This is a genomic window from Ochrobactrum sp. XJ1, from assembly GCF_024701725.1.
In the GTDB taxonomy this organism is placed as follows: Bacteria; Pseudomonadota; Alphaproteobacteria; order Rhizobiales; family Rhizobiaceae; genus Brucella; species Brucella anthropi.
Genome location: NZ_VDGD01000006.1, coordinates 141,065 through 159,896, shown reverse-complemented (window position 1 = coordinate 159,896; position 18,832 = coordinate 141,065). Strand labels below are relative to the sequence as shown.

The following is an 18,832-nucleotide window of genomic DNA, read 5'->3' as shown; positions in this document are numbered from 1 at the left end:
GCCATGTTCAACCCGTTTTCCGAGGAAGAACGCCTCCAGATCATGCTTGCATGTTGCTATGCGGCGGTACAGCAAGGCGGATTTCAGCATCTGGCACTGCGCGACATTATCGATCCGCCGCATAACTGGTTTGATGCCCTGCTCGCGCGTCAGGTCGCTATCCACATTCTCGCTACTCAATTCGGCGTGCCGAAACGGCGGATTGTCACGATGCAGGCGCGTCAGCGAACCTCCGTTTCCTTCGCCGTTCATGCAGTTGATCGCCGCCTTGAGACCGAGGCGTTTGCGGATGCGTACCGTCGCATGGCGGCCCTAGCAGAGTCCCTTTTTGAACAAGAACTTGAGAAGGCAGCAGCATAATGGCCGAGTTTAAGCGTATTGCCATAGCCGATATTGTGGTCACGGACAGGCTTCGCGCCGTCGAGGAAGATCACGCCCAGGCGATTGCCCTTTCGATTGCTGAACATGGGCTTTTAAATCCCATCACAGTGCGTTTTACGCCAAATGCGAAGGGCGGAAAGTTTACACTGATTGCGGGTGCGCATCGCTTGCGCGGTGTTGTCCTCAACGGTGACATCGAGATTGATGCTTTGATCGTCGAGGCCGACAAGACCGAAGCGGCTTTGCAGGAAATCACCGAAAACCTGTTTCGCAATGAGCTTTCCGCCATTGATCGCGCGGAGTTCGTCAAGGCCTACCGCGAATTGTGGGAAGAAAAGAACGGCGCAATCACACGCGGCGGCGATCAGGGAGCAAAACGACAACTTGTCGCTTTGCTCGATGGCGAAACCGAAACCGTCAGCTTTTCTGAACACGTTGCGGACCGCCTCGGCCTTTCCAAGCGTTCGGTCGAGCGCCTTAACAAGATCGCACAACATCTTCACCCGGACGTGCGCGCGGCTGTACGCGGCACTTCGATTGCCGACAATCAGGCGGCTCTCCTGAAGCTTGCCAAGCTGGAACCGGCGCTTCAGCGCCGCGCTGCAATCGCCTTCCGCGAGGAAGGCGACTTGAACAAGGCGTTGCAGCTTATTGACGATGCGCCGCGCCCGGCAGCGACCGATAAGCAGACGATGATTTTCTCGACATTCGTCAAGCTTTGGAGTGACGCCAGCCCTGAAACTCAGGCGCGTATCCTTGCCCATGTTGGCGCGAATGCTGTCCAGGAGAACGCGGCATGAGCAAGCTCCATCCAGATCAGTTTGATTTCTTTCCCGAAGAACTCTTTCCGGTTCGCGCACCCGCTTCGCAGATCGACTTACAGCGCTTCCGCTCCAAGCTGCGCCGGGCCATGTCCGAGGCGATCCGGCAGTGTCCTTATGAGCGCCCGGTGATCGCGGCGCGCATGGCGCAATATCTCGGCATTCCTAATCTCACCAAAGCGGCCCTTGACGCCTACACGGCAGAAAGTCGGGCCACGCACGATATCAGCCTTGTGCGCTTCAAAGCTTTCGTCCGGGCAACCGGCGCGGTCTGGCTTTGGGACATGGTGGTTTCCGAAGACGGCCTGACATTGCTGGAAGGCGATGAGGTGCGCCTTGCGGAGATCGCCGCCGTTCAACAGCAGCAACGCGAACTGAAGGCGAAACTCAAGAAGCTCATGTCCGTGCCCGTGAATGTGAAGCGCCGGGGGCAATCATGAAGGAATGGTTCACGATTCCCGAACTGGCGGCGCACAAACTGCCCGGACTGCCGCAAACCCGGCGTGGGATTGATTTTCTCGCGCAGAATTCAGGCTGGAAGCACATTGAGGGCAAGGCGCGCAAGGCCGAACGTCGCGGCGGTGGTTGGGAATATCATATTGATCTTCTGCCGCAGTCTGCCCGCACCCGCCTCCTGGTGGTGCACAGCGCGCCTGCCAATGACGATCGCGATGCCGAGGCGGAGAAGAAGGCGGCTCTTTGGACGCGTTTTGAGGCCCTTTCGGCAGACATTAAGGCCGAGTGTGAAAAGCGCCTAGAAATTCTGACGTTCATTGATGAGCTGCTGGCAGCAGGTGCTGCAGCCGACATGACGAGCGCCGTTCTGATCGCGGTGCGCAGATACGGCGTCAGCCGCGCGTCCATCTACAATTGGCGGGCGCAGCTGCATCACCTTCCACGTGTCGATTGGTTGCCTGCGCTGGCGCCATCTTCGACCGCCAGCAAACAGCCATCGGCATGCAGCCAAGAAGCGTGGGAGTTTTTGACTGCCGATTATCTGCGCCCGGAGCGTCCGAGCTTTTCGGCCTGCTATAGGCGCATGGTGAAGGTGGCGAAAAAGAACAAGTGGACGCCGGTTCCGTCAGAACGCGCGCTTCGACGCCGTCTGGATGCGGAAGTTCCAGCCGAAGTGCAGACCTTGGCCCGCGACGGTAAGGAAAAAGCCAAAACGCTCTATCCGGCACAGCGCCGCAGCCGTGCATCTCTGCATGCGATGCAGGTCGTGAACATGGACGGTCACAAGCTCGACGTCTTTGTGAAGGTGCCATGGTCTGAAACGCCGGTGCGCATGTTTCTGCTCGGCATACAAGACCTCTATTCCGGCAAAATCCTGTCATGGCGTTTGTCTGACAGCGAAAACAAGGAAACTGTGCGCCTCGTCATCGGTGACATGGTGGAAAATTTCGGCATTCCCGAAGGGATCGTCCTCGACAATGGTCGCGCGTTTGCCTCGCACTGGATTTCAGGCGGCACAGCCAACCGTTATCGCTTCAAGGTCAAGGATGAAGACCCGCGCGGCCTGCTGACCACACTTGGCGTCGAAGTCCACTGGACCAATCCCTATTCAGGGCAGTCAAAGCCGATCGAACGCGCGTGGCGCGACCTGGCCGAGAACATATCGAAGCATCCATTCTGTGCCGGGGCATATACCGGCAACACAACCGCCAACAAACCGGAGAATTACGGTAGTCACGCCATTCCGCTTTCTGATTTCCATATGCATGTTTCGGAGCAGGTCGCGGAACATAACGCGCAGGCCGGACGCCGGGCGGCAAATTGTGCCGGTCGCAGCTTTGACGACACCTTCGCTTCCAGCATGGAAACCGCGATCGTCAGTCAGCCGACCGCCGCGCAGAAATCGCTTTGGTTGCTCGCTTCCGAGGTTATCCGCACACAAAAGGGCAACGGCGAAATCCATTATCAGGGCAACCGATATTGGAATCGCGCTCTGACGCAACATGCCGGGAAGAAGATCACCATCCGCTTTGATCCGGATGATCTTCACGGCACGATCAAGGTCTATGACCTCAACAATGCGCTGATCTGCGACGCGGAATGTATCGCAGATACAGGTTTCTTCGATCAGGACGCCGCCCGCAATCATGGCCGCGCCCGCCGCGATTACCTGAAGAGCCTAAAAGCCACCGCCGATGCACAACGGAAGCTTTCCGCCAAGCAGTTGGGCGAGTTGATCTACAAGGGCGAAAAAGCCAGCACCGAAGAACCAAAACCAGTCCGACCGAAGGTGACCCGCATCGCGAGAGGCAATCTCGCGGTGAAGGAAGAAGCGGTCGCGGATGCAATCAGTCAGGAAGATTTCGAGCGCGGCTTTGCCCGTGCGCTTCGTGGGGACGAACCCACGGTGATCCAGTTCCCGCAAGGGATGCATGAGCCGGTAAGTAGTGAGTACGGTTCCAAAAAGAAGGGCGGGAGAAATCCCGCCCAATAGTCCAAACAATCAAGGAACCTCGTAAATGAAAGACGTGAATAACACAATAGGCAATCGTGCAGCCAATGTCTGGGAGCGGCCTTTGACCGGCCCGGAACTGACTGCCAACCGCACCCAACAGGATATTGATACTTGGTGGGCGCTGATTGACCGGCTTTTGCCTGTGGTGAGTGTCAACAAATGGAGCAAGATAGAAACGGCTCGCCGTATCGGCATGCCGGAGAGCACATTTTCCGCATGGTTTTCTGGCCGCTACAATGGCCGGCTAGATGCGCAGAACAAGCTTGTCCAGCAATGGCTTGATGCGGTCGATGAGGCTGCGGAGCTTGATACGCTACCGTCTTCTCCATCATTCTTCCTGACCCGCACGGCGGCAGAGATCGAAGCCGCGCTGAAGTGGGCGCAGAAGGGGCCTGACCTCGTTATGGTCACGCAGCCTGCAGGCGTCGGCAAGACCATGACTTGCCGCCAGTACCGCGCCACGCGCCCGCATGTCTACATGGTCACAATGTCGCCGCACACGCGCACGGTGCACGGCATGATGGTCGATCTCGCCTCGGAACTTGAGGTGATGCAGCACAACCCGGCGAAGCTCACCCGCGCCATCGGCAACAGGCTGGCCCGCGCCGGTGCACCAACCCTGCTTATCGTGGACGAGGCGCAGAACCTCGTTAATGAGGCAATCGACCAGCTCCGGCATTTTGTCGATGTTTACAACTGCGGCGTGGCGCTGATCGGCAATGATGAAATCCACAGCCGTTACACCAAGCGGCAGGATATGCCGTCTGACGGTTCGAAGAACGCGCAGCTCAGGAGCCGCATCGGAAAGCGTCTGAACTATGCCAAGCCACACAAGGAAGATTTGCTTGCCTTTATCGAAGCATGGGACGTGACCGACAAGCCTACCGTTGAGCTTCTGCTTGGCATCGGCATGAAGGGCGGCGCATTGCGCCAGATAGACAAAACCATGCGGCTGGCAAACGAAGTCGCGCAGGGCCTCGGCATGTCTGTGACGTACGACGTCATCAAGAAGGCATGGGAAAACCGCGATGTTGAGGGTCTGGTGGCATGAGCATCGAACTGTCCAGAACTCTCAAGATCATCGCGGATGAACTGGGCCGGTACGATGCTGACAACCCCCTTCCTGCCCATCGCTGCCCTGACCTTTACGCCAAGTTGTCGCTTTGCTCTGACCTCGCAGTGGCCATGGAGCTTGAACTTACGGGTTTCCGCCATCTGGAAATGGATCGACAGGGCCGCGCCTTCATGGAGGCTGAAGCATCGGCGGCAATGACGGCGCGGCCCGTACCACGCGATGGCAAGATTTTGCGCCCCGAATTTGGGAGGAAGCCATGATACGCAATCCATACGAATTGAGCGAGAGCCTGTTTCTGGCGCGCAAGAATATCCTGCAATACGAGATCGCGGGTTATTTTTTCCGGCCCGGCGATATTCGTAACCTGTCGGAGCTCTTTCTGCTCAACGGCATCACCGCCCAACAGATGGGCCACGAGATCGCCCGATATCGCGCCACTGGATGCATGGAAGCGCATCCGGTTGTGACGACGATTGTCGACCACGCGACCCGGCCCGGTTCCAATGTCGTGCTGCTCAACATCAACAGCGACCGCCTGAAGTCCTGACCCTACCGCTAGAAGGAATTTCTCTATGTCTGATACCAGTATTCAAATCCCCGCAGGGTATGTCCGCGATCGTGATGGTCATCTGGTCCCCAAGGACAAGGTGAAGAAGATCGACCGCGAACGCGATGCGATGGTGAACGCCATTTTCTCTGAAGCCGTAACATTATCAGGAACGATCGCTGATTTCCGCGACCGCTGTTTCGATCTGTTGGGCGAGTTCGTGGACAAGTCAGCCGCCCAATATGGAACGAAGCTCGGTGGCAAAAAGGGAAATATGACCCTCTACAACTATGATGGTACGGTGAAGATCGTCATTCAGCGCGGCGAAACCAAGTCCTTTGATGAGCGCCTGCAGGTCGCCAAGGCCCTCGTGGATGAGTGCATCCATGAGTGGTCCAAGGGATCGAACAAGAACATCAAGGCTCTAGTCGATCACGCCTTTCAGGTAGATACGGAGGGCAAGGTTTCGGTGGATCGTATTCTATCCCTGCGTCGCTTGGATATAGATGATCCTCGCTGGCTCAACGCCATGACGGCGATCATCGACAGCATGCAGGTTGTCGGCTCCAAGAGGTATTTTCGGGTCTACAAGCGTGTGGGCGAAACGGACAAGTACATGCCCGTTTCTCTTGACGCCGCCAGCGCGTGAGGATGATCATGATCCGGTTTCACTTTGAAGACGATGGTCAGGACTTCCTCTGGTGGGACGTCGAAGACGTGGGGGACGGCATCGGCAAGGTTGTTGATGCAGGCCCTCTGCAAGCTTGGGCGTGGGCCAGTGGCAACCATTACGTAAACTTGGGCGAGCCGCATGGCGTGGGTGACAAACTCGTCACCACTGATGATCTTTCACGGTCCCAAGCCACCGGCTACAGCCTCACGCTCAATCACCGAATTGCGCGAGTTGAGCACCTTGCGAACTCAACAGGTGAAACATGAACCGCGAAACCTTGGCCAAGCGTATTGCCGCACTGCGCCAGATGACCACTGAGCGCGGATGCACCGAGGCGGAGGCACTTGCTGCCGCCGCCAAGGCAGCCGAGCTGATGCAGGAATATGGCCTGACCGAAAGTGACATTGAATTCTGCGAACAAGCCGTCTCCAGCAAAACAAAGGGACGCAACCCTGCAGCAGACCTTTGGCCGGTGATTGCTCACTGCACAAACACCGCGTCAATCATCGTCAGCTATGTGGTTCCACCGAAAACGGAAGTGACTTTTGTCGGCAAGGCACCGGGACCGCAGATAGCTACCTATCTGTTGGTGGTGTTGAACCGCGCAATTGCTAACGAGGTGAAGAAGTTCAAGGCTTCGACATTCTACCGCCGCCGCCGCTCGCTTTCGACCAAACGGAAAGCGGTCGCCGATTTTACGGTTGGTTTGGTATGGCGGTTGCGGGAGCGTTTGCTTGAGATTTTCGCTCCCGCCGTATCCGATGAAATCCGGGCGGCGGCTCATGATGCCCTCGCGGAACGATATCCTGCCGCATCCAGCATCGAACGCAAGAAGCATCGGGCGCGTTACGATGATGCATTATGGAATGGGTGGGATGCTGGCGATAACGTGAACCTTTCCCACGGGGTGAACGGATCGGAAAAGCCGTTGGCGATCGGTGGTGTTGCATGAGCGCGACTGCCATGATCAACATTGCCAAAAACCAGCTCGGACTTGACGAGGACACCTATCGCGGCATGCTGCATCGCGTCACCGGCAAGGTTTCGCTGCGGGAAATGTCCGAGGCCGACAAGTTGAAGGTGATTGATGACCTCAAACAAAAGGGCTTTGATCCTGCCGTTAAAAGCCCCTCAAAGGGCAAACGAAAGCGCCTAGAAGGCAAGTTTGCGGCGAAGCTTCAGGCGCTCTGGATTGCGGGCTACAATCTCGGCGTTGTCACCAACGGCTCTGACGAGGCGCTGATTGCCTTCGTCAAGCGCCAGACCAAGCTTGACCATGTGCGGTTTCTGCACGATCCGGCAGACGGCTATAAGGCGATTGAATGCCTGAAGCGCTGGCTCAACCGTGCGGCAGGGGTCAAATGGGCGAAAGATGCGCTTGTCCCGGATTGGGCGAACCAGCCGCACGGCCAGATCGTCCTCGCACAATGGCAGACGTTGACGAAGGCAGGCCGCATCAACGGGGAATCGCTTTCGGAAACTGTCTGGTCAATCTGCGGCTATGACGGAAAGCCGGTCCTGAACAACCTGAAGCCGAAAGAATGGCAGACCGCCATGAATGAACTCGGCAGACGCATCAGGAAAGCCGACCGCCCATGACGAACAGCGTCCACGTCACAGACCACGCTGTGCTTCGCTATCTTGAGCGTGAACACGGTCTCGACGTGGACGCAGTCCGCAATCATATCGCTGGCCTTGCCGCCACCGGCGTTCAGCTGGAGGCAATCAGCGTCAAGGTCGAAAGGGTGAAACTTTTGCTTTGTGGCGAAACTGTCGTCACCGTCTTGAAACGAAACTGGCCATCGGACCGGAGATCATGACCAGAACTAGCCTGCCAGAAGTGTTAACAGAAATTGCCCAGGTAGCCGGAACGGAAGCTGCCTGGGCAATTGTGCGTGCGCAGGGTGGCATCACGGTCTACTTGCCGTCGCAACCGAAAGAAGGCCACTGGCTGGTCGAGCTGGTCGGGCAGGAAGCCGCCGAGAAAATCTGCGCACATTTCTGTGTCGGCAATAGTGGCGTCCGTTTGACTATCCCGATGGGAAAATACGCCACCTCCCGCGAACGGCTGGTCAAGGCACTGGAAGCTGGCATGACAGCGCCACAGGCGGCACTTGCAGCGGGCATGCACGAACGTTCGGCGTACAGGGCACGCAAGCGCATTCGCAAACAGAAACAGGGAAGCTTGTTCTAACATTTGCCTGACACTGTCAGGCGTCCGGTTTCGGGTTCCGGCTGGCACATTTGATCCAAGTTTTGCTTCAGGATCAAGCCACCGGGATAAAAAATGTGAACCAGCTCGCCGCTCGCAACAATCTCGCATCCCATATCAATCATACCGTTCTGGCAGCACTCGCGCCGCGCGTGTCTGCCAAGAAGATTGCCGACCAGCAGGCAATTATTGCCGCCTTCGGACCGCTGCTGCCGGAATTTCTCGTCCGGTTCGAAGTCACCACTCCGCTGCGCATTGCCCATTTTCTCGCCCAGCTGGCGCATGAGAGCGACGGCTTCTGCGCGATTGAGGAATATGCGAGTGGTGCTGCCTATGAAGGGCGCGCCGATCTTGGCAATACGCAGCCGGGCGATGGCAGGCGTTTCAAGGGCCGTAGCCCGATCCAGTTGACGGGCCGGGCCAACTACCGCGATTTCACGCGATGGATACGCCAGTTTGTTCCCGATGCGCCCGATTTTGAGCGAAATCCCGAATTGGTCGCAACGTGGCCGTGGGCCGCGTGGGCGGTGTTCTTTTTCTGGTCCACCAAGGGACTGAACGCAATCGCAGACCGTGACGATCTTCTTGCCGCCACCAAGCGCATCAATGGTGGCACAAATGGCCTTGCCGATCGCGCGGCCTATCTGAAGAAGGCGAAGACGGTCATCGCCGAAATTCAGGGCGAACTTCTTGGTCGCGATCAGGATTATTCGATCCTGCGTCGGGGCATGCGCGGAGCTTCCGTTGCCAATGTCCAGCGCGCGCTACGTGCTGCCGGTTTCTACCATATGTCGATCGACGGGATTTTCGGTGCCGGTACCGAACAGTCCGTGCGCGCCTTCCAGCGCGACCATCGTCTTGTTGCGGATGGTTTGGTAGGCCGAAAGACCATCGCCGCGTTGGACCGCTTCATGCCGGAGGACGTGGAATGAGCGAGCCGATTAAGGAACCGGGCTACACGTCCAGCCGACGCTATCTCTGGGGCAGTTTCTATCTCGCTTGGGCCGTCATCATCATTCTCGTTGCTGCCGCCTCCTTTGGGTCCGAGCAGGCTGTTGCGATCGCTCCCATTGTGGTTCCATCCATGGTCGCCCTTATCGTCGGCGTTCTCGGCGTTCATCGCGGCTTCGGGTCTGTCGATTATTGGGCGCAGGCAAAGGCCCTGTTCATCGATCGGCGTGAGGATCGGCCATGATCAGCATAATGTCTGCATGGTTTGGCAAGCGGGCTTCGAAGCTGCTCATTTTGGCCATCCTGCTTTTGTTGGCGGCGCTTCTTGCTTTCGCAGCCATCCGAACCTTTCGCGGTATAATCAGCGATGCTGTCGCAGTCGCGGAAATGGCCCGTGACGCCCATTGGGGCGAACAGATCGCCACGGCCAATGAAGTGGCTGCGAGAAATATCATCGAACAGATGAAAGCTGCTCAGGCCGCGCAAGAAAAGGCGCAGGCCGAAATCATCCGTCTCAACAACAAGGTTTATGAATTGGAGGATGCCAATGCGGCTCTTTCTGACACTCCTGGCAGTGGCATCGATGTCGATCGTTCACGGCTGCTCAATAACCAGTTCCTCGGTGGACGCGCCAATCCTCCGTACTGAATTCAACAGAGCGCAGCTGCCGTCAGAAGCGCGAAAGCCTTGCGATCCGCCTGTCACACTCCCCGATCGTGCGCTGTCCGCCAAGGAACTGACGCCGCTATGGGGCAAGGATCGTGCTGCACTTGCTGTCTGCGAGCAACGGCGGGGCGCAGCCATTGCGGCGATTGATGCGGTTCCGGTTCCGCAGGAGCGCCCCAAGAAATGAAGATCGGCAATTTCGCGCACGAGCTGGCCGACATGCGCGCCGAGCAGGAGCGGGATGCCGGTATTGCTGCCGCTCGCGCACCGCTGAAGCAAACCGGCACGCTGGATTGTATCCGGTGCGGGGACGAGATCGAGGCGGAACGCCGGGAGGCGCTGCCGTCTGCCCGGCGCTGTGTGGATTGTCAGGAAAGTTTTGAACGATGGCAGGCGACAAGGAAACGATTGTAATGGATTTGACACTGTTGATGCCGTGGCTTGCCGCTGCCGTTTCGATCAGTCACGCGATTGCAGGCGTTTACCGTTGGGCGACATCACCCGCCCGCCGCAATTCGGAAGAGATCGTCAAGATCAAGTCCGACCAGGCCGCGCACGATCGACGCATTCAGGCCGTTGAAGCTGAGATCAAGCACATGCCTGACAGCAGCACGATCCATAAGCTTGAACTTTTCATGGAGAAACTGAGCGGTCGGCTCGATTCCATCGATGGCCGTTTCGATACGGTCGATGAAAAGCTCAAACCCATCCAGGCGGCAACAGAACGCATGAACGAAGTATTGATGTCCGGGGCGAGGAAATGAGTATCGAAATGGATTACACCAAGATCATTCGGGAGGAAGCGCGCCTCATTATCCTGAAGGCGTTGTCTGAACAGACGAATGAAAGCCTGTCGTCATCCTTGCTGGAACCTGTTCTGGCCCGTTTTGCGATTCACCAGGAGCGCGCCTGGATACACCAGCAGCTGGAATATCTGCGGAACATGGATGCCGTCACTATTATTGATGCCGGTTCGGTCAAGATCGCCACGCTCACCGAACATGGTCGCCGCCATGTCGATCGACATATCGCCATCGAGGGCGTGAAGCGTCCTTCGCGTGCGGGTGCTTGATCATGTCCAAACCGCGCGGCAGGGGCCGTCTTTCGTCTATCGACCTGCTACCGGATGAATGCGAGCCTGTCATTTCGTGGGCGGCACAGGAGTTTGCAGCGCGCAAGCGGTCGCTCCTTGATATCTATGCCGAGTTCCGGACCAAGCTGATTGCGCTTCAGGGCGAGTTTGGCATCGCCTTCGACATTCCGGCGTTTTCATCGTTCCACCGGCATTCGGTTCGGCTGTCGCTTATGGCCCGCCGCCTGGAGCAGACGCGTGAGATTGCCGCTACGATATCAGAACGCATTGACGCCGAAGCATCCGACGATCTGACTTTGATCGCGGCAGAGGCGATCAAGACGCTGATTTTCGAGTTGCTGCAGGATGCAGGCGAAGGCGGCATGTCGTCGAAAGAGGCAATGGAGCTTGCCCGCGCACTCCAGTCCGCGCTTGCTGCACAGAACGTTTCCACCTTGCGCCGCCAAAAGGTCCAGGCGGAGTTTGAAGCCAAAACGGAAAAGGTTCTGGAGAAGGTCGCAAAGGAAGCTGGTCTCTCGGCTGCGGCAGTTTCGCAGCTGCGCCGTGACTTCCTCGGCGTGAAAACGCCGGAAGAAAAGAAGCCTGAAGGTGAGGCATGAGCAAGCAGTTGCCGGAAATGAACTGGACCGATCCGGTGTTGCCGCAGTCGCCGGACATGCTGCCGGAGGAATTGCCGCGTGGCGCGGACATTCCCGACGATCTCGATCCGCTTGCCGAAGGCGTGCTAATGAAGCACCAGGCCGAATGGATCGCCGATCCGTCTGACTTGAAGGTTGCTTCGAAAGGCCGACGCACCGGCATCACCTTTGCCGAGGCACTGGACTGCACTCTTATCGCTGCCGCCAAGCGCTCTGCAGGCGGGCAGAACGTTTTCTATATTGGCGACACCAAGGACAAGGGCCGGGAATTCATCGGTTACGTGAAGCACTTTGCCCAGGTCGTGGCGAAGGAACTCTGTGCGATCGAAGAATTTATCTACCTCGATCATCGCGATGACGGCACCACCAAGCATATTTCCGGTTATCTGATCCGGTTTGCATCTGGATTTCGTGTCGAAGCTCTTTCATCGCGACCGGAAAACATTCGCGGTCTGCAGGGCGTCGTTGTCATTGACGAAGCGGCCTATCACAAAGACGTGCGCGCCGTCCTCGATGCCGTCAACGCACTTCTGATCTGGGGCGGCAAAATCCGGGTTATCTCGACCCATAAAGGCGTTCTGAACCCCTTTAATGAGCTGATCAAAGAGGCTTATGCAGGCAAGAACCCCTTCAAGGTGCACGAAATCACCTTCGGGGATGCGGTGAAGAACGGTCTTTACAAGCGCGTCTGCTACATGAAGGGCGAGGAATGGACGCCGGAAAAGGAGGCGGAATGGGAACGCAAAATCCGCGCCGCCTATGGTCCGCGTACAGCTGCCATGAAACAGGAGTTGGACGCGATTCCTGCCGAGCAGGAAGGCGCGGCGCTCACCCGCATCATGATCGAAAATTGCATGGAAAAAGGCATTCCGGTCATTCGCTGGGCCTGTAAGGATGAATTCAAGAACGAACCGGATCATGTGCGCACCGAGGTCACGCTGGAGTTCTGCGAGACACGGCTTCTGCCACACCTGAAGAAACTCGATCTGCGCCGCCAGCATGTTTTCGGCGGCGACTTCGGTCGCACGGGCGACGCGTCGATGTTCTTGCCGATGGAGATCGGGTTTGATCTGGTGCGCCGTGCTGTAATGGGGATTGAGTTGCGCAATGTGCCCTTCGACCAGCAGCGCGAGATCCTTTTCTATATTGTCGATCGACTGCCGCGCTTCACTGGCGGTGCACTCGACTCTACGGGCAACGGCGCGTATCTCGGTGAAAAGGCAGCACAACGCTATGGCGCAAGCTTCATAGAAGTGAAGCTTTCGGAAAGCTGGTATCGCACCGAAATGCCAGCCTACACGATGGCGTTCTCCGACAAGACGATCGTACTCCCGATGGATGCCGACATTCTGGCTGATCACCAGTCGCTCGCCTATGTCAACGGCATTGTCAAAGTGCCGGAAGGTCACACCAGCAAGGGCGCTGACGGCTTCGACCGGCACGGCGATAGCGCCATTGCAGGCGCGCTTGCCTACTATGTCAGCCGCGCCGATCTGGAAGAATTCGGATATCAAAAAGCGACAGACGCGGAATTGAGCGGCGGCAGCATGTTTGCTCGGCCAGCTGGTGGCGGTCTGTTGCCAAGCGTTAGAGGAGGTCTGTTCTGATGGCTGAGACGCCAAGGATCATCGACCAGTGGGGCAACCCCATTTCCACCAGCATGTTGAAACAGGAGATCGCCGGGCCGACGACCGGCAGCGTCCGCAACATCTGGACGGAAACTATTCTGTCCGGTCTCGATCCAATTTCGATGGCCGAGATTTTGCGGCAGGCAGCGAATGGCTATCCTGACCGCTTTTTTGTGCTGGCTGAAGAAATGGAGGAGCGCGATCTTCATTACCGCTCGGTCCTCGGCACCCGCAAGCTTGCCATCACCAGCATTGAGCCGGTTGTCGTTCCGGCCTCTAAGGAAAAGCGGGATGAGTATATCGCAGACGCGGTACGCAAGGTTATCAAGCTGCCCGAATTTGTAGACGACTATGTTGATGATCTGCAGGACGGTCTCGGCAAGGGCTATTCGGTTGTCGAAACCATGTGGGACCAGCAGGCACGCGAATGGTGGCCGGAGCGTTTTGAATGGCGCGATCCGCGCTTTTTCGTCATCGACCGGGTAAACGGACGAACGCTTCGCCTGAAAACCCCGGACAACCTCAACGGCACCGATCTGCCCGCGTACAAGTTCTCGATCCACCGGCCTAAGCTCAAGTCCGGCCTGCCGATCCGTAACGGCCTTGCGCGGCTAGCCTCATGGGCATTCATGTTCAAGTCCTATGCCCTGAAGGACTGGATGGCATTTCTGGAAGTGTATGGCATGCCGCTGCGGGTCGGTCGCTTCGGCAAGGGTGCAAGCCTTGATGATCGGCGCGTGCTCCTTCAGGCCGTGCGCGATATTTCCACCGATGCGGCTGCGATCATCCCGAAGGAAATGGAGATCGAGTTTATCGAGGTAAATGGTTCGTCGGGCAACGGCCTGTTTTCCGGCAAGGCTGAATATCTCGACAAGCAGATTTCCAAGGGCGTCCTCGGCCAGACCATGAGCAGCGATGACGGCTCTTCCATGGCACAGGCGAAGGTGCACGAGAATGTGCGCCACGATATCGGCAAGGCCGATGCTCGCCAGATTTCGGTTACGATCAACCGCGATCTGGTGCGTCCTTTTGTGGACCTGAATTTCGGGCCGCAGGATGCTTATCCGACAGTGGTTCTGCCCTTCGCCGAAAGCGAGGACATCAAGGCGCTGGCCGAAGTCATCAACAAGCTGGTGCCGCTTGGGCTTGAAGTCAGCATGTCCAAGGTCCGCCAGCGCATTGGTTTTGACGAACCGGAAGACGGTGAGAAACTCCTGTATGTGGTCAAGAAGCCGAGCGAGCAGCCGCCCACTGAGCCGAAACCCGATCCGGACATTGATGACGCACAGGAAAAAGCAGCCAAGGCACAGGCGATGCGCCCGGCCTGTCCGCATTGCGGCGGCTATCATGCGCTTGCGGCAGACGAGCGTGACGAGCTGGACATCCTCGCTGACACCGGCCTTGAGAATTGGGAAGCGCAGCTCGATCCGCTTTTGAAGCCCGTTAAGGCGCTCTTTGCGCGTGCCAAATCCTACGCCGAGATTGAGGCCGGGCTTGATGATCTTGCTGCCAAGATGGATGCGGGGCCTATGGCCGACCGGCTGGCGAAGCTCACCATGATCGCGCGCGGGCTTGGTGACAGCGGCGCGGAGATTTGATCGGTGGCGGATAACTTCGATCTGTTCAAAACCGCGCCCGCCGAGGTTGTCCGTTACTTCGATGCCAAGAAATCGAAGCCGACATTCGACTGGCGCGATATAGCGCCGGAAGAACATGCCTATTCGTGGACGGTCGCGAAGTCTGCCGGTTTCGACATACTGGATGATATCCGCGCTGCCATGGCCGACTCGATCCGCAACCAGTTACCGTTCGAACATTTCCGCGACCAGCTCACGCCGATCCTTCAGAAAAAGGGCTGGTGGGGACGAAAGATCGCGGTCGATCCACAGGACGGCGTCCCGAAAGTTGTCCAGCTTGGCAGTCCGCGACGGCTGCGCACCATCTACTGGTCAAATATCCGATCAGCCCATGCCGCAGGCGAATGGGAAAAGACAGAGCGCAACAAGCGGTTTCTGCCGTTTCTGGTCTATCTGCTTTCTGTATCGGCAGAGCGTCGACCCGAACATGAAACATGGGTCGGCATTGTGCTGCCCGTCGATCATCCATTCTGGGATACGCATTACCCGCCCAATGGCTGGGGCTGCAAATGCCGCATTCGCCAGATCACACAGCGCGAAGCCCAGCGGCTTGGCTGGAAGGAAGGTCAGGAGCCGCCTGTCGTCGTCATGAAGGAATGGCGCAACAAGCGCACCGGCCAGACATCGATGGTGCCAGATGGTATCGATCCGGGCTGGGAGACCAACCCCGGCAAGACGCGCGGTCGCAATGTGAGCGAGTTTCTTTACGGCAAGGTGGACGCCATGCCGCCACAGCGCCAGAGCATTGCCGTAGCCGATATCGTCAGTTCGCCGCTCATGGATGCGCTTGCGAAGGGGCATCTGCAGAAAGGCGCAGCACTTCCGGTCGCGCAGGTTGGTCGATCGGTTGTCGAAGCTTTCGGTGCCAGGACGGCGCTTGTGAAGCTTTCCGACGATAGCGTGCGGCACATCATTGAAGAACATGCGGTGCGCAATCTTGTCACCGATGATTTCCGGGCAGCGATCGGCGTGCTGCGCGATCCTGCCGCTGTCATTCGTCGTGGTCAGTCTGCCGCTTTCGTGGGCGCGGTTGCCGGTACGTGGTGGCGCACTGTGGTGAAGTCAGCCAATGACGGACTGGAATGGTGGCTCGTGAGTTTCCACCGCAAAAGCGAGAAGGACGCCCGTTCGTTCATACGGGCGGCAACGAAGAAGGGAACGCTTATAGAGTGATCGGGTGCGGAGGACCGTCAATTCCTCACGGGGCCAGCTGCTCGCCGTCCCGGTTAAACGTGAATGGCTCGCACCCGTCACCAATATGGGCCATATCCGCAGAAAAAACAACCGGGCGGAAAAACGCGCCACTGACGCGCGCGGTCCTGCTGGATGCAACATTCTTGCTCCCAACTAAAAATGCGCGCACAGGGGCTTTTAAGGTGCCTCAAAAACGGTTCTATGTTTATATGTGAGAGTGTGATTGCGGCTTCAGGCCGGTAGTCATTTCGCCTGACACTGTCAGGGGCGCTATCGAGCGGCGAACACGTCACTTTGTCGCTCATGATGAACGCGACCGCAACAGCTATTTTTCAAACCGATCTCGCAAGCTCTGGCAACACCGCGCCGGAGTGGATCGAGCTTTTTCCGGCTGGCCCGCAGATCAAGGCCCGCGACGGTCGCGCATGGACGCTTGAACCGAGCCGAGTGCTTGCTGCCTTCACCGCGAACAATGGCCCACTCGCGATCGACTATGAACATGCCCAGGCGCACAAAGCCCCGAAAGGCGAGGAAGCGCCTGCCGCTGGCTGGATTGTCGAACTGCAGGAACGCGACGGCGGGATATGGGGTCGTGTCGAATGGGTGGCGAAAGCCGCCCGGCAGATCGTCGCCAGGGAATACCGATTCATTTCTCCCGATTTCAACCACACCCGCGAAGGCGTCATCACCCGCCTGAACGGTGCGGGCCTCGTCAATCGGCCTGCGCTCGTCATGACGGCGCTTGCCCACGAACAGCCAGACCAACACTCACAACAGGAGACACCTATGCTGAAGGCCATTGCCAAGGCGTTTGGTCTCGCGGAGACGGCAGACGAAGCCGCCATTCTTTCCGCGATCGCCACGCGTGACGGCGAGCGCAAGGCGCTTTGCCAAGCGCTCAAGATCGATGACAAGGGCGGTCAGGCGGAAATCACCGCCGCCATTGCCAAGCTGCAGGAAGATACGGCAACAGCGCTTGCTGCCGTTCAGAATGGCGGCGCGGCGGAAGTGTCGTCGCTTCGTACCGAACTGAACGAAACGAAGACGGCGCTTGCGCAACTTCAGGAAAAGAACGCCGAGCGCGAAATCGATCTTGCGCTCGATGCCGCTGCCCAGGCGGGCAAGATCACGCCCGCCACTCGCGAAACCTATCGCGCCATGTGTTCGCTCGATGGCGGTCTCGACAAGTTCAATGCCCTTGTCGCCACACTACCCGTCATCGCAGCACCGTCCAAACTCGACGGCAAGCAGCCGGAAACCACGGCGGAAGCCGATCTCGATCCGGTCGCGCTTGCCAGTGAGGCCCGCGCCTATGTCAACGAAAAGGCGGCGCAGGGCATCACGGTTTCGATCACGGACGCCGTGGCTCATGTGAAGGAGAAGCGCCAGTGACCCCGACCTTTATCAAGAGCTTTCGCGCCCTTGCCGCCGTTGCGGGCTATCTGATCGTCAAGGCTGGCGTGGACGGCGTTGCGGTTGCCACGTCCGAAACCGATCCGCTGATCGGTGCCGCCGACAGCATGGGCGCGCCTGCGGATGGCATGCTTGACGTTATCCAGGGCGGACACGGTGAAGTGCGTGCAGGTGGAACTTTCGCATTTGGCGACCCCCTGACCGCCGACGCGCAAGGCCGCGCCGTCAAGGCGGTGCCTGTTGCTGGCAAGCTCGTCCGCATCATCGGCTTTGCAATGCAGGATGCCGACGAAAACGACATCGTGCCGTACCTCTTCGCGCCCGGCTGCATAGCTGCGGCCTGACCGTAACCGCGCCAGCGTCTTAGGGCGCTGGCCGATCACAACCGTTTCGAGGAAAACCCATGAAGCGCCCATTTCCAATTGACCCAACGCTGACCGCTATTGCGATCGGCTATCGCAATCCGGCGCACACCCTTATCGGGCGGCGCGTTCTCCCGCCTGTGCAAGTTCTGTCCGAACAGTTCCAGTGGATGAAGTTCCCGCTTGCGGAAGGTTTCACCGTCCCTGAAACCCGCGTCGGTCGCAAGGGCCAAGTCAACCAGGTCGAGTTCAACGCGGATGAAGAAAGCGCGTCTGTCGAAGATTACGGCCTGGACGATGCTATCCCAAATTCGGACGTGAAGGCTGCGGCCCGCGCCCGCGCAGAAAAGCGTTCCACCTATGACCCGCGCGCCTCAGCCGTTGAGGGCTTGACCAATCTGATCGAGCTGGACCGCGAAGTGCGCGTGGCGCGTCTCCTGCAGAACCCGAACAATTATGCTGTCGACAAGCGCATCGCGCTCGCGGGAACGGCCAAATTCTCGGACTTTGTCAATTCGGACCCTTACGGCGTCATTGATGACGCGATGGGAAAGACGCTTGTTTATCGTCCGAACCGCATCTCCATGGGGTTTGCCGTCTGGAGCAAGCTGAAGCGCCACCCGCGTCTCATTAAGGCGGTCAAGGGCGGGCTGACTGAAGACGGTGCGATCAGCAAGGCGCAGTTTGCGGAGCTGTTCGAGCTTTCGCCTGAAAATGTTCTGATCGGTGAAGCGCTGCTCAACACCACCCGCAAGGGGCAGGAACCGCGCCTTGAACGTGTGTGGGGCAACTCTATCCAGCTCAATTTCGTGGACACCGCCAAGCGTGCCACCACGGATTACAACGTCACCTTCGGCTTTACCGCCGAATACGGCAACCGCATTTCCGGTTCGATCGAAGATCCCGATATCGGCCTTGAAGGCGGCGAGCGGGTCCGCGTCGGCGAACGCGTCAAGGAGCTGATCTGCGCCAAGGACGTGGGCGTCATCATCACCAATCCCATCTGATCGGCCAGCCGGTCGTTTCAATCGGTCGGCCATTCAGGCCGACCATCTGCTTGAGGGAAAGAGA

Annotated in this window: 27 protein-coding genes; all 27 read left to right on the top strand. The window is 58.1% G+C overall.

Annotated features, from left to right (window positions below; translation table 11 throughout):
* Positions 1 to 3: 3 nt before the first annotated feature.
* The 27 genes from FG152_RS12475 to FG152_RS12345 all read left to right on the top strand — a co-directional run bounded on the left by FG152_RS12475 (position 4) and on the right by FG152_RS12345 (position 18,768).
* Complete coding sequence (locus FG152_RS12475; RefSeq protein ID WP_006471588.1) at positions 4 to 360, top strand: hypothetical protein; 357 nt, start codon at positions 4 to 6, stop codon at positions 358 to 360.
* Positions 360 to 1,181, top strand: a complete 822-nt coding sequence (locus FG152_RS12470; RefSeq protein WP_006471587.1) for a ParB N-terminal domain-containing protein — start codon at positions 360 to 362, stop codon at positions 1,179 to 1,181. The genes FG152_RS12475 and FG152_RS12470 overlap by 1 nt, the downstream gene beginning before the upstream one ends.
* Entirely contained in the window at positions 1,178 to 1,642 is a 465-nt protein-coding gene (locus FG152_RS12465; protein ID WP_006467449.1) for a hypothetical protein, read from the top strand. The genes FG152_RS12470 and FG152_RS12465 overlap by 4 nt, the downstream gene beginning before the upstream one ends.
* Complete coding sequence (locus FG152_RS12460; protein WP_006471586.1) at positions 1,639 to 3,651, top strand: transposase domain-containing protein; 2,013 nt, start codon at positions 1,639 to 1,641, stop codon at positions 3,649 to 3,651. Before FG152_RS12465 ends, FG152_RS12460 begins: the two co-directional genes overlap by 4 nt.
* Positions 3,652 to 3,676: 25 nt before the next feature.
* Positions 3,677 to 4,723, top strand: coding sequence for an AAA family ATPase (locus tag FG152_RS12455; protein WP_006471585.1), 1,047 nt, complete (start codon positions 3,677 to 3,679; stop codon positions 4,721 to 4,723).
* Positions 4,720 to 5,007, top strand: a complete 288-nt coding sequence (locus tag FG152_RS12450) for a hypothetical protein (RefSeq protein ID WP_006471584.1) — start codon at positions 4,720 to 4,722, stop codon at positions 5,005 to 5,007. Before FG152_RS12455 ends, FG152_RS12450 begins: the two co-directional genes overlap by 4 nt.
* Entirely contained in the window at positions 5,004 to 5,294 is a 291-nt protein-coding gene (locus FG152_RS12445; protein ID WP_006471583.1) for a hypothetical protein, read from the top strand. The genes FG152_RS12450 and FG152_RS12445 overlap by 4 nt, the downstream gene beginning before the upstream one ends.
* 25 nt (positions 5,295 to 5,319) lie before the next feature.
* Positions 5,320 to 5,943, top strand: a complete 624-nt coding sequence (locus tag FG152_RS12440; protein ID WP_006471582.1) for a DUF3164 family protein — start codon at positions 5,320 to 5,322, stop codon at positions 5,941 to 5,943.
* Between the two features lie 8 nt (positions 5,944 to 5,951).
* Positions 5,952 to 6,233 carry a hypothetical protein gene (locus FG152_RS12435; RefSeq protein WP_006471581.1) on the top strand — a complete coding sequence of 94 codons (282 nt, stop codon included), beginning with the start codon at positions 5,952 to 5,954 and terminating at the stop codon, positions 6,231 to 6,233.
* Complete coding sequence (locus FG152_RS12430) at positions 6,230 to 6,919, top strand: DUF7168 domain-containing protein (protein WP_006471580.1); 690 nt, start codon at positions 6,230 to 6,232, stop codon at positions 6,917 to 6,919. The genes FG152_RS12435 and FG152_RS12430 overlap by 4 nt, the downstream gene beginning before the upstream one ends.
* The gene (locus FG152_RS12425) at positions 6,916 to 7,566 is read left to right on the top strand and encodes a gp16 family protein (protein WP_151688335.1); all 651 of its coding nucleotides are present in this window, start codon (positions 6,916 to 6,918) and stop codon (positions 7,564 to 7,566) included. Before FG152_RS12430 ends, FG152_RS12425 begins: the two co-directional genes overlap by 4 nt.
* Positions 7,563 to 7,787, top strand: coding sequence for a hypothetical protein (locus FG152_RS12420; RefSeq protein ID WP_006471578.1), 225 nt, complete (start codon positions 7,563 to 7,565; stop codon positions 7,785 to 7,787). Before FG152_RS12425 ends, FG152_RS12420 begins: the two co-directional genes overlap by 4 nt.
* Complete coding sequence (locus FG152_RS12415) at positions 7,784 to 8,161, top strand: hypothetical protein (protein WP_006471577.1); 378 nt, start codon at positions 7,784 to 7,786, stop codon at positions 8,159 to 8,161. The genes FG152_RS12420 and FG152_RS12415 overlap by 4 nt, the downstream gene beginning before the upstream one ends.
* A 95-nt stretch (positions 8,162 to 8,256) precedes the next feature.
* A complete protein-coding gene (locus FG152_RS12410; RefSeq protein ID WP_006471576.1) occupies positions 8,257 to 9,111 on the top strand; it encodes a peptidoglycan-binding protein in 855 nt (284 codons plus the stop codon).
* On the top strand, positions 9,108 to 9,374 hold the full coding sequence (locus FG152_RS12405) for a hypothetical protein (protein ID WP_006471575.1): 267 nt from the start codon (positions 9,108 to 9,110) through the stop codon (positions 9,372 to 9,374). Before FG152_RS12410 ends, FG152_RS12405 begins: the two co-directional genes overlap by 4 nt.
* On the top strand, positions 9,371 to 9,778 hold the full coding sequence (locus tag FG152_RS12400; protein WP_006471574.1) for a hypothetical protein: 408 nt from the start codon (positions 9,371 to 9,373) through the stop codon (positions 9,776 to 9,778). The genes FG152_RS12405 and FG152_RS12400 overlap by 4 nt, the downstream gene beginning before the upstream one ends.
* The gene (locus FG152_RS12395; protein ID WP_006471573.1) at positions 9,753 to 9,983 is read left to right on the top strand and encodes a hypothetical protein; all 231 of its coding nucleotides are present in this window, start codon (positions 9,753 to 9,755) and stop codon (positions 9,981 to 9,983) included. Before FG152_RS12400 ends, FG152_RS12395 begins: the two co-directional genes overlap by 26 nt.
* The gene (locus tag FG152_RS12390; protein ID WP_006471572.1) at positions 9,980 to 10,210 is read left to right on the top strand and encodes a TraR/DksA C4-type zinc finger protein; all 231 of its coding nucleotides are present in this window, start codon (positions 9,980 to 9,982) and stop codon (positions 10,208 to 10,210) included. Before FG152_RS12395 ends, FG152_RS12390 begins: the two co-directional genes overlap by 4 nt.
* Positions 10,210 to 10,560: a DUF2730 family protein gene (locus tag FG152_RS12385; protein WP_006471571.1), complete on the top strand. Its 351-nt coding sequence runs from the start codon at positions 10,210 to 10,212 to the stop codon at positions 10,558 to 10,560. Before FG152_RS12390 ends, FG152_RS12385 begins: the two co-directional genes overlap by 1 nt.
* Complete coding sequence (locus FG152_RS12380) at positions 10,557 to 10,868, top strand: VpaChn25_0724 family phage protein (RefSeq protein ID WP_006471570.1); 312 nt, start codon at positions 10,557 to 10,559, stop codon at positions 10,866 to 10,868. Before FG152_RS12385 ends, FG152_RS12380 begins: the two co-directional genes overlap by 4 nt.
* A gap of 2 nt (positions 10,869 to 10,870) precedes the next feature.
* Positions 10,871 to 11,488, top strand: a complete 618-nt coding sequence (locus FG152_RS12375; protein WP_036565108.1) for a DUF3486 family protein — start codon at positions 10,871 to 10,873, stop codon at positions 11,486 to 11,488.
* Entirely contained in the window at positions 11,485 to 13,134 is a 1,650-nt protein-coding gene (locus FG152_RS12370; RefSeq protein ID WP_006471568.1) for a hypothetical protein, read from the top strand. Before FG152_RS12375 ends, FG152_RS12370 begins: the two co-directional genes overlap by 4 nt.
* Positions 13,134 to 14,753 carry a DUF935 domain-containing protein gene (locus FG152_RS12365; protein ID WP_151688333.1) on the top strand — a complete coding sequence of 540 codons (1,620 nt, stop codon included), beginning with the start codon at positions 13,134 to 13,136 and terminating at the stop codon, positions 14,751 to 14,753. Before FG152_RS12370 ends, FG152_RS12365 begins: the two co-directional genes overlap by 1 nt.
* A 3-nt stretch (positions 14,754 to 14,756) precedes the next feature.
* Positions 14,757 to 15,965, top strand: coding sequence for a phage head morphogenesis protein (locus tag FG152_RS12360; protein WP_006471566.1), 1,209 nt, complete (start codon positions 14,757 to 14,759; stop codon positions 15,963 to 15,965).
* A gap of 324 nt (positions 15,966 to 16,289) precedes the next feature.
* Positions 16,290 to 17,378 carry a phage protease gene (locus tag FG152_RS12355; RefSeq protein ID WP_235693774.1) on the top strand — a complete coding sequence of 363 codons (1,089 nt, stop codon included), beginning with the start codon at positions 16,290 to 16,292 and terminating at the stop codon, positions 17,376 to 17,378.
* A complete protein-coding gene (locus FG152_RS12350) occupies positions 17,375 to 17,743 on the top strand; it encodes a DUF2190 family protein (RefSeq protein ID WP_006471564.1) in 369 nt (122 codons plus the stop codon). The genes FG152_RS12355 and FG152_RS12350 overlap by 4 nt, the downstream gene beginning before the upstream one ends.
* 59 nt (positions 17,744 to 17,802) lie before the next feature.
* Positions 17,803 to 18,768, top strand: a complete 966-nt coding sequence (locus FG152_RS12345) for a major capsid protein (RefSeq protein WP_006471563.1) — start codon at positions 17,803 to 17,805, stop codon at positions 18,766 to 18,768.
* Positions 18,769 to 18,832 lie beyond the last annotated feature (64 nt).

Excerpts from the sequence above, each read along its gene's own strand:
- FG152_RS12370 (WP_006471568.1), top strand. The coding sequence starts at position 11,485 with ATGAGCAAGCAGTTGCCGGAAATGAACTGGACCGATCCGGTGTTGCCG.
- FG152_RS12420 (WP_006471578.1), top strand. The coding sequence starts at position 7,563 with ATGACGAACAGCGTCCACGTCACAGACCACGCTGTGCTTCGCTATCTT.
- FG152_RS12455 (WP_006471585.1), top strand. The coding sequence starts at position 3,677 with ATGAAAGACGTGAATAACACAATAGGCAATCGTGCAGCCAATGTCTGG.
- FG152_RS12390 (WP_006471572.1), top strand. The coding sequence starts at position 9,980 with ATGAAGATCGGCAATTTCGCGCACGAGCTGGCCGACATGCGCGCCGAG.
- FG152_RS12355 (WP_235693774.1), top strand. The coding sequence starts at position 16,290 with ATGATGAACGCGACCGCAACAGCTATTTTTCAAACCGATCTCGCAAGC.
- FG152_RS12475 (WP_006471588.1), top strand. The coding sequence starts at position 4 with ATGTTCAACCCGTTTTCCGAGGAAGAACGCCTCCAGATCATGCTTGCA.
- FG152_RS12365 (WP_151688333.1), top strand. The coding sequence starts at position 13,134 with ATGGCTGAGACGCCAAGGATCATCGACCAGTGGGGCAACCCCATTTCC.
- FG152_RS12380 (WP_006471570.1), top strand. The coding sequence starts at position 10,557 with ATGAGTATCGAAATGGATTACACCAAGATCATTCGGGAGGAAGCGCGC.
- FG152_RS12405 (WP_006471575.1), top strand. The coding sequence starts at position 9,108 with ATGAGCGAGCCGATTAAGGAACCGGGCTACACGTCCAGCCGACGCTAT.
- FG152_RS12450 (WP_006471584.1), top strand. The coding sequence starts at position 4,720 with ATGAGCATCGAACTGTCCAGAACTCTCAAGATCATCGCGGATGAACTG.
- FG152_RS12400 (WP_006471574.1), top strand. The coding sequence starts at position 9,371 with ATGATCAGCATAATGTCTGCATGGTTTGGCAAGCGGGCTTCGAAGCTG.
- FG152_RS12415 (WP_006471577.1), top strand. The coding sequence starts at position 7,784 with ATGACCAGAACTAGCCTGCCAGAAGTGTTAACAGAAATTGCCCAGGTA.
- FG152_RS12345 (WP_006471563.1), top strand. The coding sequence starts at position 17,803 with ATGAAGCGCCCATTTCCAATTGACCCAACGCTGACCGCTATTGCGATC.
- FG152_RS12385 (WP_006471571.1), top strand. The coding sequence starts at position 10,210 with ATGGATTTGACACTGTTGATGCCGTGGCTTGCCGCTGCCGTTTCGATC.
- FG152_RS12460 (WP_006471586.1), top strand. The coding sequence starts at position 1,639 with ATGAAGGAATGGTTCACGATTCCCGAACTGGCGGCGCACAAACTGCCC.
- FG152_RS12470 (WP_006471587.1), top strand. The coding sequence starts at position 360 with ATGGCCGAGTTTAAGCGTATTGCCATAGCCGATATTGTGGTCACGGAC.
- FG152_RS12430 (WP_006471580.1), top strand. The coding sequence starts at position 6,230 with ATGAACCGCGAAACCTTGGCCAAGCGTATTGCCGCACTGCGCCAGATG.
- FG152_RS12440 (WP_006471582.1), top strand. The coding sequence starts at position 5,320 with ATGTCTGATACCAGTATTCAAATCCCCGCAGGGTATGTCCGCGATCGT.
- FG152_RS12425 (WP_151688335.1), top strand. The coding sequence starts at position 6,916 with ATGAGCGCGACTGCCATGATCAACATTGCCAAAAACCAGCTCGGACTT.
- FG152_RS12445 (WP_006471583.1), top strand. The coding sequence starts at position 5,004 with ATGATACGCAATCCATACGAATTGAGCGAGAGCCTGTTTCTGGCGCGC.
- FG152_RS12435 (WP_006471581.1), top strand. The coding sequence starts at position 5,952 with ATGATCCGGTTTCACTTTGAAGACGATGGTCAGGACTTCCTCTGGTGG.
- FG152_RS12465 (WP_006467449.1), top strand. The coding sequence starts at position 1,178 with ATGAGCAAGCTCCATCCAGATCAGTTTGATTTCTTTCCCGAAGAACTC.
- FG152_RS12375 (WP_036565108.1), top strand. The coding sequence starts at position 10,871 with ATGTCCAAACCGCGCGGCAGGGGCCGTCTTTCGTCTATCGACCTGCTA.